General features: G+C 62.4%; 15 protein-coding genes. 13 read left to right on the top strand and 2 right to left on the bottom strand.

Annotated features, from left to right (window positions below; genetic code table 11):
* Positions 1 to 7: 7 nt before the first annotated feature.
* Positions 8 to 781 (bottom strand): IclR family transcriptional regulator domain-containing protein, encoded by a 774-nt coding sequence (locus FOZ76_RS05625; protein WP_143947160.1) that lies wholly within the window; start codon positions 779 to 781, stop codon positions 8 to 10.
* Between the two features lie 162 nt (positions 782 to 943).
* Here FOZ76_RS05625 and FOZ76_RS05620 point away from each other — a divergent pair, with 162 nt between their 5' ends.
* From FOZ76_RS05620 to FOZ76_RS05585, 8 genes are all read left to right on the top strand, one after another.
* A complete protein-coding gene (locus FOZ76_RS05620; protein WP_143947159.1) occupies positions 944 to 1,417 on the top strand; it encodes a MaoC family dehydratase in 474 nt (157 codons plus the stop codon).
* Between the two features lie 11 nt (positions 1,418 to 1,428).
* Positions 1,429 to 1,863, top strand: coding sequence for a MaoC family dehydratase (locus FOZ76_RS05615; RefSeq protein ID WP_143947158.1), 435 nt, complete (start codon positions 1,429 to 1,431; stop codon positions 1,861 to 1,863).
* A 65-nt stretch (positions 1,864 to 1,928) separates the two neighbouring features.
* Entirely contained in the window at positions 1,929 to 2,915 is a 987-nt protein-coding gene (locus tag FOZ76_RS05610; protein ID WP_143947157.1) for a Bug family tripartite tricarboxylate transporter substrate binding protein, read from the top strand.
* A gap of 8 nt (positions 2,916 to 2,923) precedes the next feature.
* The gene (locus FOZ76_RS05605) at positions 2,924 to 4,189 is read left to right on the top strand and encodes a CaiB/BaiF CoA transferase family protein (protein WP_143947156.1); all 1,266 of its coding nucleotides are present in this window, start codon (positions 2,924 to 2,926) and stop codon (positions 4,187 to 4,189) included.
* Positions 4,190 to 4,380: 191 nt separating this feature from the next.
* On the top strand, positions 4,381 to 5,337 hold the full coding sequence (locus FOZ76_RS05600; RefSeq protein WP_143947155.1) for a bifunctional helix-turn-helix transcriptional regulator/GNAT family N-acetyltransferase: 957 nt from the start codon (positions 4,381 to 4,383) through the stop codon (positions 5,335 to 5,337).
* Between the two features lie 326 nt (positions 5,338 to 5,663).
* Entirely contained in the window at positions 5,664 to 6,521 is an 858-nt protein-coding gene (locus tag FOZ76_RS05595) for a TauD/TfdA dioxygenase family protein (RefSeq protein ID WP_170235305.1), read from the top strand.
* Positions 6,518 to 7,315, top strand: coding sequence for an HpcH/HpaI aldolase family protein (locus tag FOZ76_RS05590; RefSeq protein WP_143947153.1), 798 nt, complete (start codon positions 6,518 to 6,520; stop codon positions 7,313 to 7,315). The genes FOZ76_RS05595 and FOZ76_RS05590 overlap by 4 nt, the downstream gene beginning before the upstream one ends.
* 106 nt (positions 7,316 to 7,421) lie before the next feature.
* Positions 7,422 to 8,393, top strand: a complete 972-nt coding sequence (locus FOZ76_RS05585; protein WP_170235304.1) for a Bug family tripartite tricarboxylate transporter substrate binding protein — start codon at positions 7,422 to 7,424, stop codon at positions 8,391 to 8,393.
* 130 nt (positions 8,394 to 8,523) lie between these two features.
* On the opposite strand, the gene FOZ76_RS05580 is transcribed toward FOZ76_RS05585, so the two are convergent.
* Positions 8,524 to 9,273 (bottom strand): IclR family transcriptional regulator, encoded by a 750-nt coding sequence (locus FOZ76_RS05580; protein ID WP_143947151.1) that lies wholly within the window; start codon positions 9,271 to 9,273, stop codon positions 8,524 to 8,526.
* An 87-nt stretch (positions 9,274 to 9,360) separates the two neighbouring features.
* Here FOZ76_RS05580 and FOZ76_RS05575 point away from each other — a divergent pair, with 87 nt between their 5' ends.
* The 5 genes from FOZ76_RS05575 (at position 9,361) to groL (ending at position 14,595) form a co-directional block, all read left to right on the top strand.
* The gene (locus FOZ76_RS05575) at positions 9,361 to 10,254 is read left to right on the top strand and encodes an isocitrate lyase/PEP mutase family protein (RefSeq protein ID WP_143947150.1); all 894 of its coding nucleotides are present in this window, start codon (positions 9,361 to 9,363) and stop codon (positions 10,252 to 10,254) included.
* 75 nt (positions 10,255 to 10,329) lie between these two features.
* Positions 10,330 to 11,565: an aconitase family protein gene (locus FOZ76_RS05570; protein ID WP_143947149.1), complete on the top strand. Its 1,236-nt coding sequence runs from the start codon at positions 10,330 to 10,332 to the stop codon at positions 11,563 to 11,565.
* Between the two features lie 6 nt (positions 11,566 to 11,571).
* A complete protein-coding gene (locus FOZ76_RS05565) occupies positions 11,572 to 12,126 on the top strand; it encodes a LeuD/DmdB family oxidoreductase small subunit (protein WP_143947148.1) in 555 nt (184 codons plus the stop codon).
* Between the two features lie 431 nt (positions 12,127 to 12,557).
* Complete coding sequence (groES, locus tag FOZ76_RS05560; RefSeq protein ID WP_143947147.1) at positions 12,558 to 12,845, top strand: co-chaperone GroES; 288 nt, start codon at positions 12,558 to 12,560, stop codon at positions 12,843 to 12,845.
* 94 nt (positions 12,846 to 12,939) lie between these two features.
* Positions 12,940 to 14,595 carry a chaperonin GroEL gene (groL, locus tag FOZ76_RS05555; RefSeq protein WP_143947146.1) on the top strand — a complete coding sequence of 552 codons (1,656 nt, stop codon included), beginning with the start codon at positions 12,940 to 12,942 and terminating at the stop codon, positions 14,593 to 14,595.
* Positions 14,596 to 14,619: the final 24 nt, after the last annotated feature.

Here is a 14,619-nt window from a genome sequence, read left to right as displayed (position 1 = left end):
CCCCGGGTCAGCGCAACCCCACCATCGTCGCGCGCAGTTGCGAGGCAGTCTGCCGCAGGGGCTGGAGGAACTCCGCCACCGCCGCGTCCATCTCGTACGCGCCGGCCGACAGGCTGACGTTGATGGCCGCGACGATCGCACCGTCCTGATCGCGTACCGGCACCGCCAAGCCGGCAATGGAATCGTCCAGCTCGCCGTCCACCCAGGCGTAGCCCTGCTCGCGCGCCTGCAGTACGACCTGCCGCAACTGCTCGCGGTCCACCACCGTGACCGGCGTCAGTTTTCTCAGCCTGGCGGATGCCAGGTAATGGCCCAGCGCTTCGTCATCCAGCCCGGATAGCAGCACCCTGCCCATCGACACCGCATGCGCGGGAAGCCGGCTGCCCAGCGACGGACTCATGGGCAGGATGCGCTTGGTATGCAGGCGCTGCACATAGACGATATCGGCTTCGTCCAGCACGGATACCGCGCAGGACTGGCCGATGCGCGCCCCCAGTTCTTCCAGCGCCAACTGCGACTGCCGCCAGTACGGCAGCGTGTACAGGTACGACAGCCCCAGGCGCAGCACTTTGGGCGTCAGCCAGTAGTGCTTGCCGTCGGTCTTCACGAAAGACAGCTCGATGAGCGTCAGCAGGAAGCGCCGCACCGCCGTGCGCGGCAGATCCACGGCCGTCGCAATGTCGGCCAGCGTCTGCCGCGCGTCCCCCTGCCCCATGGTTTCGATGATCTTGAGCCCGCGGGCAAAGGTGCGGACAAAGGATTCGCTTTCCGGCGTTGCCATGAATGCTCCCACGCACGTGCTTGACACGTCCGTTCGAATTACCCAGAATGACCGTAAGGCGGATAATTATATCCGCTTAGCGGTCATTATAGACAGACCGATCGCGCCGCGCAAGTCCGGGCCCGGCAATGCGCCTTACCTCCAACCCGCCCTGGAAAGGCCATGACACAAACCACATTCGAGACAGATTTCTGGAAGGACGCCGAAACGCGCAAGATCTGGGACGACATCGTGCCCGGCGAACCGCGCAAGACCATTCCTTACACCCTGACGCTGGAAGCCATCCAGAAGTACTGCCGGGTCGTGGGCGACACGCATCCGCTGTACTTCGACGAGGCCTATGCGCTGAATTCTCCATACAAAGGCCTAATCGCGCCGCCTGCCATCCACATCCTGCTGATGTTCGCGTGCACGCCCACCGACGACTGGATGCGCAGCCCCGGCACGGTCAACGCGGGCCAGTCCTGGAGCTACAACATCCCCGCCCGTCCGGGCGACGTCATCCGGCTGCAGGCCCGCGCGCTGGACAAGTTCATCCGCAAGGACCGTCTGTTCGTCGTGCATGACAACGTCTTCTTCAATCAGAACAACGAAGTGATCTGCTCCGGCCGCGGCTGGACCATCCGTCCCGTGTGAGGAGCACCGACATGACCCAGGTTTTCGACACGCTTGCGGCCGGCCAGAAGATCGAAGGCACGCCCTTCTCGCCCACCCGCGAATCCATCCGCGAATTTTGCGAGGCCTCGCTGGACTACAACCCCCTGCACCTGGACGACAACTATATGCAGGGCAGCTTCGGCAAGACCAGCTTCGGCGGAATCATCATGCACGGCATGAACAACTTCGGCGTGATCACACGGATGCTGACGGACTGGCTGTATGAGCGGGGCGGCGTGCAACGCCGCCTGGAAACGCGCTGGAAAGCGCCGGTCAAACCCGGCGACACCATCACGCCCCAAGCCGTGATCACCGCCATGCGCAAGACCGAGAAGAGCCGCTGGGCGACGCTCGACGTACAGGTGCTCAACCAGCGCGGCGAAACCGTGGCGGTGGGCGAAGCCATGGTGGAGTTCCCCCGCTGATGCCGGCGGTATCCGCCGCGCGGATGCCGCCCGAGTCTTTCCGCAGACATACTGAGGAGACAACCATGAATACCTGGTTGCGTATCGCAGCCTCGCTCGGCCTGAGCGCACTGTGCATGCTGCCCTTGAGCGCCCGCGCGCAGGGCTTTCCCGATCGTCCCGTTCGCCTCGTGGTGCCCTTTCCGGCCGGCGGCACCACCGACATCCTGGCGCGCCTTCTGGCCAACGCGCTGGGCGAAGAATGGAAGCAGCCCGTGGTCATCGAAAACAAGCCGGGCGCCAGCGGCACCATCTTTTCCGAGCAATTGGCCCGTACGCCGGCGGACGGCCATACGCTGATGGTGACGGCCACCCACCACGTCATCAATCCCGCGCTGTACAAGGACCTGCGCTATGACAGCAGGACGGACTTCACGCCCATCGCGCAGGTGGCCGCGGTGCCCAACGTGCTCGTGGCCAACACGGATTTTGCCCAGAGCAACCACATTGCGAACGTGAGCGACCTGATCGCCTACGGCAAGGCCAACCCCGGCAAGGTGAACTTCGGCTCGGCCGGCACGGGAGGTGCCAATCATCTGTCCGGCGAGCTGTTCAAATCCATGACCGGCGTCTCCATGGTCCATATACCGTACAAGGGCGCAGCGCCCGCGCTGAACGACCTGCTGGGCAACCAGATCCCCATCATGTTCGATTCCGTGCCCGGCGTCCTGTCGCACATCAAGGGCGGCAAGCTGCGCGCGCTGGGCGTGACCTCGCTCGCACGCTCCCCGGCCCTGCCGGATGTCCCGACATTGGACGAAGCCGGCGTCCCGGGTTTCGAGGCGACCGCCTGGTTCGGCTTGTACGCGCCCGGCGGCATGGACCCTGAACTCGTCGGCAAGCTGTCGAACGACGTGCTGGCCGTCTTGCGCACGCCTTCGATCCAGGAACAGTTCGCGCAGCAGGGTGCCGTGCCCGGCACGATGACCCAGGCCGAATTCGCGCGCTTCGTCGACGCGGAAATGGACAAGTGGGCCAAGGTCATCGACGACGCCCACATCACCATCCAGTAGGAGCAGACATGACGACGCCCTCCGAAAGCGGCACGCCGGTGCGCGGCGCCTTGTCCCACATCCGGGTACTGGACCTCTCGCGCATCCTGGCCGGCCCCTGGTGCACGCAGAACCTGGCAGACCTGGGCGCGGACGTGATCAAGGTCGAACGCCCCGGTACGGGAGACGACACCCGCGCCTGGGGGCCGCCGTGGATCCGCGACGGCGACGGGCGGGACACGAACGACTCCACCTACTATGCGGCCGCCAACCGGGGCAAACGCTCGCTGACGCTGGACATCTCCAGACCGGAGGGCCAGCGCATCGCGCGGGAGCTGGCGGCGCAAAGCGATGTCGTCATCGAGAACTACAAACTCGGCGACCTCAAGCGCTACGGGCTCGACTACGAAAGCCTGCGCAGCGTCAATCCGCGGCTGGTGTACTGCTCCATCACCGGCTACGGCCAGGACGGTCCGAGCGCCAGCAAGCCCGGCTACGACTTCGTGTTTCAGGCCATCGGGGGGCTGATGAGCATTACCGGCGAACGCGACGACCTGGCCGGCGGAGGCCCGCAGAAAGCCGGCATCGCGATCGCCGACGTGATCACGGGCATGTACGCCACCATCGCCGTTCTGGCGGCGCTGAACCATCGCGAGGTTTCCGGCCGGGGCCAATACATCGACATGGCGTTGCTGGACTGCATCATTGCCTTGGGCGGCAATCAAGTCACCGGCTACTTCGCCACCGGCGTGGCGCCCGGACGCTACGGCAACGCGCACGCCAGCCTGGTGCCCTACCAAGTGTTCACGGTAGCGGACGGCGAGATCGTCGTGGCGGTGGGCAACGACGATCAATGGCAGCGCTACTGTACCGCCATCGAGCGCTCGGACCTGGCGGCCGATCTTCGCTGGGCCAAGGTGACCGGGCGCATCCGGGGCCGCGACACCCTGGTTCCCGAACTGGCTCGAACGATGCTTGCGCGGCCGGCGGCGGCATGGCTGGAAAGGCTGGAAGCGCACGGCGTTCCCTGCGGCCGCATCAACGACTACGCGCAGGCGTTCCAGGACCCCCAGGTTCGGCACCGCGGCCTGCGCGTGGACGTTCCGCGACCCGCCCATGCCGACGTGAACGGCATGGTGTCCACCATCGCCAGCCCGCTGCGGCTGAGCGAGACACCGCCGCGCTACGCGCTACCCCCGCCGCGCCTGGGCGACAGCACCGAAGCGGTGCTGGGCGCCTTGCTGGGCTACGACGCTGGACGGATCGCCGAACTGCGCGAGCGACGCATCGTCTGAGGCACGGTGCGCGGCCTGCGGGCGCCGCCACGACGCAGCCGGGGCCGCATCCGGCCCGGCTGCGCTTCAGCGAGTGGCGGACAGCCCTCCGGCCGGAACGCGGGCGGGCATGAAAGCCCACCGGGCAAGAAGTTGTTATCTACAACTTCATTGGTTGTAAACTACAACCAAACAGGCCGGAGCCGCTGGAAATGAACACCGATCCCTCCCTGGTCGAACAGATCCGTGCGGCTTCCCGCACGATGGTTCGCGAGCTGGGCTTCATGCAGGCCACCCTGGCGGCCACCCGCTACTCGCCGTCGGCCGTGCATACGCTGCTCGAAATCGACGCACGGGGCGCCATGACGGCCGCCCAGATCGTGCAGTTTCTCGGCCTGGAGAAGTCCAGCGTCAGCCGGATGGTGGGCAAACTGCTCGAAGCGGGAGAGCTGGAAGAAGCCGTGGCCGGCGAGGATGGGCGGCTCAAGCCCCTGAGCCTGAGCCGCAAGGGCAAGCGCACGGTGGCCCGCATCCATGCTTACGGCCGCACCCAGGTCGCCACGGCGATGGAACGTTTGAATCCGTCGCAGCAGCAAACCGTGGCGCAGGGGCTCGGCGCCTACGCGCACGCCTTGCAGGCATGCCGGCTGGGAGCGGGCGCAACCTCGCACAGCGGCATCGACATCAGTACCGGCTACCGGCCCGGTCTGGTCGGCCGGGTGACGGAGATGCACGCGGCGTTCTATTCCCGGCACGCCGGATTCGGCCAGTTCTTCGAAAGCCAGGTGGCCAGCGGCGTGGCCGAGTTCGTCGGCCGCCTGAACGAGCCCGGCAATGGCATCTGGCTGGCGACGCAGAACGACCGTATCGTCGGCTCGATCGCCATCGACGGCCAAGACCTGGGCAACGACGAGGCCCACCTGCGCTGGTTCATCCTGGACGACGGATGCCGCGGCAGCGGCGTCGGCCGCCAGTTGCTGGAGCAGGCGGTGGCCTTCTGCGACCGGTTCGGGTTCGCGGCGACCCGGCTCTGGACATTCAAAGGGCTGGATGCCGCGCGCAGGCTCTACGAAGCCTTCGGCTTTGAACAGGTCGACGAGGCGCCCGGGGAGCAATGGGGAAGCACAGTCGTCGAGCAGCAGTTCGCGCGTCGCCGCGGTTCGTGTTGAGGCCCATCGAGAACGGCATTCGCTGGACCTCGAAATCTCCATCGCAATCTATCGGGGTTACGACGAACGGGTGAATTCACCTAATACACCAGCGAAGCGGTGCTAACCGCTGTTCGTCGATGCAGCATGGTATGCAACACGAGACCGAAGAGGAACGGCATGGGCGTCTTCACCGGATGTCCGACATCCGGACAAAGTCACTTCACTCCATATCGCGTACATCGAACAATGACTGCGTGCCGTCCGATGGCCACATTGGACACCGAGCGCAGCACATTCACGCCATGCTCGCAGTTGTAGAGCAACGCACGGAGATATATAGAGAAATGAAAGTACGCAAGCTCTCCTATGCACTTGGAGCGGAAGTCCTAGGATTCCAGGTGACGGCCAACCCCTCCGCGGAGACGGTGAGTGAACTGAAGGACATCTTTCACCAGTATCAGGTTCTTCTCTTTCGCAATCAGCCCATCAGCTTCGAAACCCACATCGCGTTCAGTGCATTATTCGGTGAATTGGACGACCACTCCCATGTCCCGGAGTACCGGCTCGAAGGCCACCCCCATCTGATCAAAGTGACGAACGAGGGCAAGGAGCGGAAGAAAGTGTTCGGGCAGCAATGGCATTCGGATCACTCCCAGACCATCTGCCCCAGCATGGCGTCCCTGCTCCATGCGCATGACATCCCTGAGGTCGGCGGCGAAACGATGTTCACGAACATGTATTTGGCCTTCGACACGCTGTCGCCTGGAATGCAGCACATGCTGGAAGGCATGCGCGCCGTCCATACCGTCGTGAATGCAGGGCATCTAAGGGGCATCGATGCGGAGTTGCGCCGACAGAAGGAGGACCGCAACCCGCCCGTCTTGCATCCCGTCGTGCGCGTGCATCCAGGAACTGGCCGCAAGGCGTTGTATGTCAGCGAGATGCTGACGAGTCACTTCGAGCATCTATCCACCGAAGAGAGCGCGCCCCTCTTGCAATACCTCTTCAAACACTCTGTGCAACCGGAGTTCGTCTATCGGCATCAGTGGCGCAAGCACGACCTTGTGATGTGGGACAACCGATGCACGATGCACCTGGCGCTCATGGACTATGACCATGCGCAGCTTCGCCGACTGTTCCGCACAACCATTCTCGGCGATCACAAGGGCGAGTACCTGCAGTGTGTGGAGGCCACGGCATGATCTACAGGAAAAACAAGGTACTGGAAGCCCTCAAAAAGGACCGCGTTCCCGTAGGCGCGTTTGTACAAATGCGATGCCCCGAGATCGTGGAGGCCGCTGGAAACGCCGACTACGACTACGTCTGGATTGACTGGGAGCATGGCTCCTTCGAGATGGAGACCGTAGTCGACATGATTCGAGCGGCAGAAGCGACCGGCCTCACTCCCATCGTCAGAGTGCCGTGCGGACAGTCCGCTGAGATCGCGCGGGTGCTGGATGCGGGAGCGATGGGGATCATCGTCCCTCAGGTGTCTGATGCCGAGACGGCCCGGCAAGTGGTGGCAGCGGCCAAGTATCGAACCCGGGAATACGACGCTGGGCGTCGAGGCGCGTGCCCGCTGATACGCGCAACAGGTCACCAAACCCTGGACTGGCCGGCATATGCACGCTGGGCAAACGAGAACACTACGATCTGGCTGCTCGTGGAAACGGTGGAAGGGATACGCAATCTTGATGAAATCCTTGCCGTTCCGAATGTGAACGCCATCGTTCTAGGCGCCTTCGACTTGGCCGTATCCATGGGCAAAGACGGAGACCGTCACCATCCTGAAGTGGAGCGGGTCCTCGATGGAATGATCGAACGAGTGCGTCGCGCCGATGTGGACGTTGTGGGGCTGCTATTCGACGCAGACCTTGAGGGAATGAAGTCATCCCGCGAACATTATGTGCGAAGCGGATGCCGAATTCTTGTGGCCGGCAGCGATCGCCGCATCATCTCGAACAGCTTTTCTGCAATCCGCGGTCTTGTGGCCTAGGGTGGTGGAAATGCACACACCCCTTTGCTGGGGTGTCCAACCTAGAACTGCCAAGGCTCCCGGCAACCGGGGCACAGGCGGCGATATAAAGAATTCGGAGACACTTATGAACATCCTGCTGCGACGCATTGCGTTCCTGGCGACGTTGCTCATTGCAACCACTACACACGCCGACACGTACCCATCCAAACCGGTTCGCCTGATAGCGCCGGCGCCTGCGGGCGGTGGGACCGATTTTCTGGCGCGTCAGTTCGCCATGCGGTGGGCCGAGCAGAGTGGACAGAACGTGCTCGTAGACAACATATCCGGGGCGAACGGCAATATCGGCGCATCCCAAGTCGCCAGAGCGGCTCCCGACGGATACACCTTGCTGGCGTCATATGTTGGGACACAGGCCATCAATCCCAGTCTTTACAAGACAATGCCGTACGACCCGGAAAAGGATCTGATTCCGATCGGCAACCTGGCAACCTACCCGTTCGTCATCGCTGTGAACAGCAATGTGCCGGTCGACAGCATGGACCAACTGCTGACGTATGCGCAGGCACATCCCAAAGAACTCAGCTTTGGCAGCGCGGGCGTCGGTAGCGGCGGCCACTTGGTCGGCGAGCTGTTCAATACGAAGTACAAGCTCAAGATCCTTCATGTTCCATACAAGGGAAGCGCTCCTATGATTTCCGATCTCGTGGGCGGCCAAGTGCAGGTGATTTTCGATACGCTGAGTACTGCGGGACCCTTCATCAAGGCGGGAAAGATCAAGGCACTCGCGGTGACCACGGAGGATCGGGTCCCGGGCTACCCCGACATCCCTACAGTGAAAGAACTGGGCGCTCCAGATCTGATAATCGGTGGTTGGTACGGGCTGTTCGCCCCGAAAGGGACGGCAGAATCTGCACTGGATGTCGTAAGCAGCAGCCTGAAATCCGTTCTTGAGTCGAATGACTACCAGAAGACGGTGACTGCGGCGGGATACGCGCCCGCCACCTATGTAACGCGTGATGCCTACAAGGAATTCATCGAGGCGGAAACTCGCCGTTGGGGTGAGCTTGTCAAAGTGAGCGGAGCGAAGGCCAACTGACGCTGTCCAGGCTATGCAGGCAGGTCAGGAGGCGTCAGGAATCCCGGCTCGCTGACCTCTGCCCGACATGCAGCTCAATATGCAAGACAAGGCCCTGCACAGTCTTGCCGCTGCCGAAGGACCTATCGCGTCAATCGTCCAAGCCCTTGTGCTCATGCAGCTCTTCTCGCATGATTCTGATCGCCTCACGCTGCGCCGAGGCCGTCATGCGGTCGATAGGAGCGGTGACGCTCACCGCGCATTTCTGCAGCTCCGGCCCGCTGCACAACAGCCCCAGGCCAAGAACGCCCTTCAAAGCGTAGTTTCCCACCACCGAATATCCTCTCGCTTGGCAATTCTCGATTAGTCGCCGTACGAGCGTAGCGTTCAAGCTTCCAAAGTTCTTATAAAGGTCGGCATTGCGGCGAAGAACAGCAGCAAGCTGCTTGGTCGGCATATCCGAGAGTAGAGCCACCCCGCCGGCGCCGACCCCAAGGGGTTGACGGCCTCCGATCGGCAAAGCAAGGATTTGAATGGGATAGGATCCGATCTCGCGGTGCAGAACCAGAAGATCATCTCCGACAATGGCGCCGAGGAAGACCGAGTTGCCCGTTCGGCTGGCAATTCGGCGCATCCGGGGAGCGAAGTAACCGACCCAGGCATCGCGACGCTCGTCCACGCGCTCTTCGGGTAATGTGGCCGCAAAGTAGCTTCCTGAAAGCCGACGCACATAATGCTCAGCCTCCAGGACATCGAGAACACGGTAGACCGTCGGCCGCGGAATTCCGGTGACCTGAGACAACCGGGCGACGCTCATCTCCCCGCCGGAGCGCAGCGCATTCAAGATCAGCAAGCCGCGGCGCAAAGATCCAACGGCGCCTGTCTCCGCATCATTTTTCATTTGTCCGATCCTCGGACAATTGTAGTTCTCAATCTTCTCCTTCAGCAAGACACTGTGGTCTGGTCATTCTGTTTTGGAGGAGCCACGGTGACAACGCTCAATCCCGGCATGAAACTAAGAGAACTGTTGACTGCGCCTTTCACGGACGCGTTCATCGCACCAGGCTGCTATGACGGGGTCTCTGCCCGTTTGGTGCAGAAGGCGGGATTCCGCGTCGCGTACATGTCGGGCCTATGCGTGGCGGCGACCCTGGGCGAGCCGGATGTGGGCGTCATCAGCGTCGACGCGATGGTCAGTCGGGTCAGCGTCATTACACGAGCATCCAGCCTTCCGCTGATCGCGGACGCCGACTCCGGATACGGAGGCGCCGTGAACGTCGCCCATGCGACTCGAGCCTTCGAAGACGCTGGCGCAGCGGCCATACATCTCGAAGACCAGCCGTTTCCAAAAAAATGCGCCGCCATGGAAGGCAAGAAACTGGTGTCGGTGTCTGAGATGGAGGCGCGCATCAAGACAGCGCTCGCAACGCGTCGCAACTCCGATTTCGTGATCATCGCGCGCACGGATGCGCTCGCAGTGGAGGGCTTGGACGCGTCGATTGCCCGGCTTCAGGCATACGAAGAAGCGGGCGCGGACGCGACCATGCTGATGTCCGTATCGTCCGAACACGACATGCGGAAAATCACTTCGAGCTTGAAGAAGCCGACCATCGTCTTGATGGTGGAAGGCCTGCGTCCCGTTGTCTCCGCCCAGCGTCTGGGAGAGATCGGCTATCCGCTGGTGCTCTACCCCGTCTCGCTGCTACAAGCCCAAGCATTCGCGCAAGAGGAATACCTGCGGATCCTGGCCGAGACGGGGGGCACGGAATCCGTCGGCCGGTCGATGTGGATGTTGCCGCAGATCGCGCAATTGCTTGATGTCGCGCAAGCAAATTCGATAGACGAGGCATATACCCGCTGGACCCAGCGTTCCGAGGTATAGCCGTGGACACGAGCGCAGGGTACCCCGTGAAGCCCATGGACACAGTCTGATTGAAAATTCTCGGAGCCATCACCTATGTCCGCCAAGCTCGGCTATACGGCCGTAGAAAAAATACTGGCGCGTGCGGCGTCCTTAGAATGTGTCCGTGCCGGCGACATCATCTGGGCCGAACCGGACATGGTCACTGCACATGACTTGAATTATCACCGACATCGAAAGCTGATCGCATCGCTGGGGTATGAGAATGTCGCCGCCCCCGAAAAGCTTCTGGTGACCATCGATCACACCACGCACTCGTCTTCGCCCGGTCACCTGGAGGCACATGCCTTTATGCGCGCGGATACCAAGAAGCAGGCAGTTCAATGGTTTTTTGATACGGGCCGGCACGGCATCAGTCACAACCTACCCGTCGAGACCGGTTCGCTCAAGCCAGGCATGCTGGTCGTCGCCGCCGACACGCGGGCGCCCGCACTCGGCTGCAACGGCGCTATCGGCATCGCCCTCGGCATGAGCGTCATCCTTGCCTTGGCCACGGGTAAGGTGTGGCTGCGCGTGCCGCAGACTATCAGAGTGGAGCTGCAGGGCACCGCTCGCCCGGGTGTGATGAGCCGCGATATCGCGCAATGGGTGGCCGCACAGATCGGTTCCAACGCCGGCGACTACAAATGCATCGAATTCTGTGGCCCGTACATACGCAGCATCGGGCAGGATGAAAAGCACACATTGTGCAATGCCGTCGTCGACATCGGCATCAAGACCGCGATATGCCCGGACGAGTCCACCCCTTGGCACAGCGACGACAACGCAACGTTCGAGTGCCGACTGACATGGGATGTCCAGGATCTCGAACCTCAGATCTGCCTGCCCCCAGACCCGAAGAACTGCGTCCCGTTATCCGAAGCGATCGGAACGCCCATCACTTCCGCGTTCATCGGTTCTTGTATCGGCGGAAAGATGGAGGACTTGCGCGCCGCGGCCAAGGTGCTTCGCGGCCAGCGCATATCCCCCGACGTACGCTTGACCATCATCCCAGCCACACAGGCCATCTATCAGCAAGCGCTACAGGAAGGCCTCATCGCCGACATTTCCATGGCTGGCGCAGAGGTCGCCGTCGGGGTCTGCGGTCCATGCTATGGCACGTATGCGCCGCTCGGCGATGGAGACACCTCCATCTGCACCGCGACCCGCAACGACGCAGGCCGGCTAGGAAGCATGCAATCCCTCGTCTTCATTGCAAATGCCGCCGTTGTCGCGGCTTCCGCAGTAGCGGGAAAGATCGCGGCTCCCTCCGCGTTGCATCTAGAGGAATAAGGCGAAATGCCCGGAGTGAAAAACATGACGCAACGGGGGCGCGCCTGGGTTTTCGGCGACGACGTACTGAACGACGGCCAGATCATGGACATCGAAATGACAAGGCAGGTTGTCTACGAACCTGAACAACTCGCCCCTCTTGCGATGTGCGGCCTGGATCCGGAGTTTTCCAAGAAGGTCCGACCGGGCGATTTCGTCGTTGGAGGGGAACGATTCGGTCGAGGGCCGATGCACATTCAAGGGCCCATTGCCCTGGCTGCGCTCGGCGTTGCCGTACTAGCTGAATCGATGGCCAGGAGCTTCTACCGGCTGTCCATTTCCGTGGGCCTGCGGGTACTACCTTTTGCCACTGGGATCCGGCAACTGGTCAATCCAGGGGATGAACTGGAAGTCGATTTCTGCACGGGAACCGTGGCAAACCTAACTACCGGGAAACACCTTCGGGTGGCGCCTGTGACAGGCGCGGCCTTGGAAATTTTGGAGGCAGGCGGCGAAGCCCAATGGCTCAAAGCCCATGCTGTCGAATTTCACGGCAAAGCCGTATGGACAGAAGACACTTAAGGGGAAATGTCGAGCCGCCAGCAGATCATGGGGGCGTCCGGCACTGGCGCCGCAATCGCAGCGGTTTATCACACGGGTCAAACCCGTCTACGTCGGCGGCCAAACGTATGCACGGAAATTCCAGGAAAGCGCTCCGGCCGCGAAGACGCATGCAGCCAGCTACAAGCACGCGCTTTCGAGGCAAGCCCTATGGAAAACCACACCAGACCCGAATGTAGGCGAATCGGTCCGTTCCTGGTGAACTGAGCCGAATTCCACGTCGGATGGCGTTCCACATCATCGCTTTGACATGGCGAATCGCCAAAATTCCTCCGCCCCCCTTGAACTCCCGAGCGCCATCCTTATAATTAGCACTCGATGCCGGTGAGTGCTAACACGCGTTCCCGGTACTCAGAACCACAACCTTCCATCTTTACCAACTAGGAGTCTGTATGGCCCTCCGTCCCCTGCATGATCGCGTGATCGTCAAGCGCCTGGACAACGAACGCAAGACCGCCTCGGGCATCGTTATCCCGGAAAGCGCCGCCGAGAAGCCCGATCAGGGTGAAGTCGTGGCCGTTGGCCCCGGCAAGCGCGCCGACAACGGTGAGCTCTCGCCCCTGGGCGTCAAGGCTGGCGACAAGGTGCTGTTCGGCAAGTACGCCGGCCAAAGCGTCAAGGTCGACGGCGAAGAAGTGCTGGTCATCCGCGAAGACGAAATCCTGGCCGTCATCGAGTAATTCGCGCGCTGCGCGGCAACGCCCTGGCGGCGTCCGGCTGCTGCACCCGTTACCCGATCACTGCCTTTCATCCCATTCATAGAAGGAATTCCACATGGCTGCCAAGCAAGTCCAATTCGGCGATGACGCCCGCGCCCGCATCGTTCGCGGCGTGAACGTCCTGGCCAACGCTGTCAAGACCACCCTCGGCCCCAAGGGTCGCAACGTCGTGCTCGAGCGCTCCTTCGGCGCCCCGACCGTGACCAAGGACGGTGTGTCCGTCGCCAAGGAAATCGAACTGAAGGACAAGTTCGAGAACATGGGCGCTCAGCTCGTCAAGGAAGTGGCTTCCAAGACCAGCGACAACGCCGGTGACGGCACCACCACCGCCACCGTGCTGGCCCAGTCCATCGTCGTCGAAGGCATGAAGTACGTTGCCGCCGGCATCAACCCGATGGACCTCAAGCGCGGCATCGACAAGGCCGTCTTCGCCGCCACCGAAGAGCTCAAGAAGCTGTCGATCCCCTGCACCAGCAGCAAGCAGATCGCCGAAGTCGGCTCGATCTCGGCCAACAGCGACAAGTCGATCGGCCAGATCATCGCCGATGCGATGGACAAGGTCGGCAAGGAAGGCGTCATCACCGTCGAAGACGGCAAGTCGCTGGACAACGAACTGGACGTCGTCGAAGGCATGCAGTTCGACCGCGGCTACCTGTCGCCCTACTTCATCAACAACCCGGACAAGCAGGTCGCCGTTCTGGAAGACCCGTTCGTCCTGATCCACGACAAGAAGATCAGCAACATCCGTGACCTGCTGCCCGTGCTCGAGCAAGTCGCCAAGGCCAGCCGCCCGCTGCTGATCATCGCCGAAGACGTCGAGGGCGAAGCCCTGGCCACCCTGGTGGTCAACAACATCCGTGGCATCCTCAAGACCACCGCCGTCAAGGCCCCGGGCTTCGGCGACCGCCGCAAGGCCATGCTCGAAGACATCGCCATCCTGACCGGCGGCACCGTGATCTCGGAAGAGACCGGCCTGTCGCTCGAGAAGGCTTCCCTGGCCGAGCTGGGCCAGGCCAAGCGCATCGAAGTCGCCAAGGAAAACACCACGATCATCGACGGCGCCGGCGACGGCAAGGCCATCGAAGCCCGCGTCAAGCAGATCCGCGTGCAGATCGAGGAAGCCACCTCCGACTACGACCGCGAGAAGCTGCAAGAGCGCGTGGCCAAGCTGGCCGGCGGTGTTGCCGTGATCCGCGTCGGTGCTGCCACCGAAGTCGAAATGAAGGAAAAGAAGGCCCGCGTCGAAGATGCGCTGCACGCCACCCGTGCCGCCGTTGAAGAAGGCATCGTCGCCGGCGGCGGCGTGGCCCTGATCCGCGCCAAGGCTGCGATCACCCAGGTCAAGGGCGACAACGCCGATCAGGAAGCCGGCATCAAGCTGATCCTGCGCGCCGTCGAAGAGCCCCTGCGCACCATCGTCTCGAACGCCGGCGACGAAGCCAGCGTCGTGGTCAACAACGTGGCCGGCGGCACCGGCAACTACGGCTACAACGCCGCCACGGGCGAGTACGGCGATCTGGTCGAGCAAGGCGTGCTGGACCCGACCAAGGTCACCCGCACCGCGCTGCAGAACGCCGCGTCGGTCGCCAGCCTGCTGCTGACCACGGAAGCTGCCGTGGCCGAGCTGGTCGAAGACAAGCCGGCCGCCGGTGGCGGCATGCCCCCGGGTGGTATGGGCGGCATGGGTGGCATGGGCGGCATGGACTTCTAAGTCCTGCCCTCTGCCCCGCCGGGT

Origin of the sequence: Verticiella sediminum, assembly GCF_007558815.1 — a bacterium.
GTDB lineage: Bacteria > Pseudomonadota > Gammaproteobacteria > Burkholderiales > Burkholderiaceae_B > Verticiella > Verticiella sediminum.
This window is presented reverse-complemented; position numbering and strand designations above follow the sequence as displayed.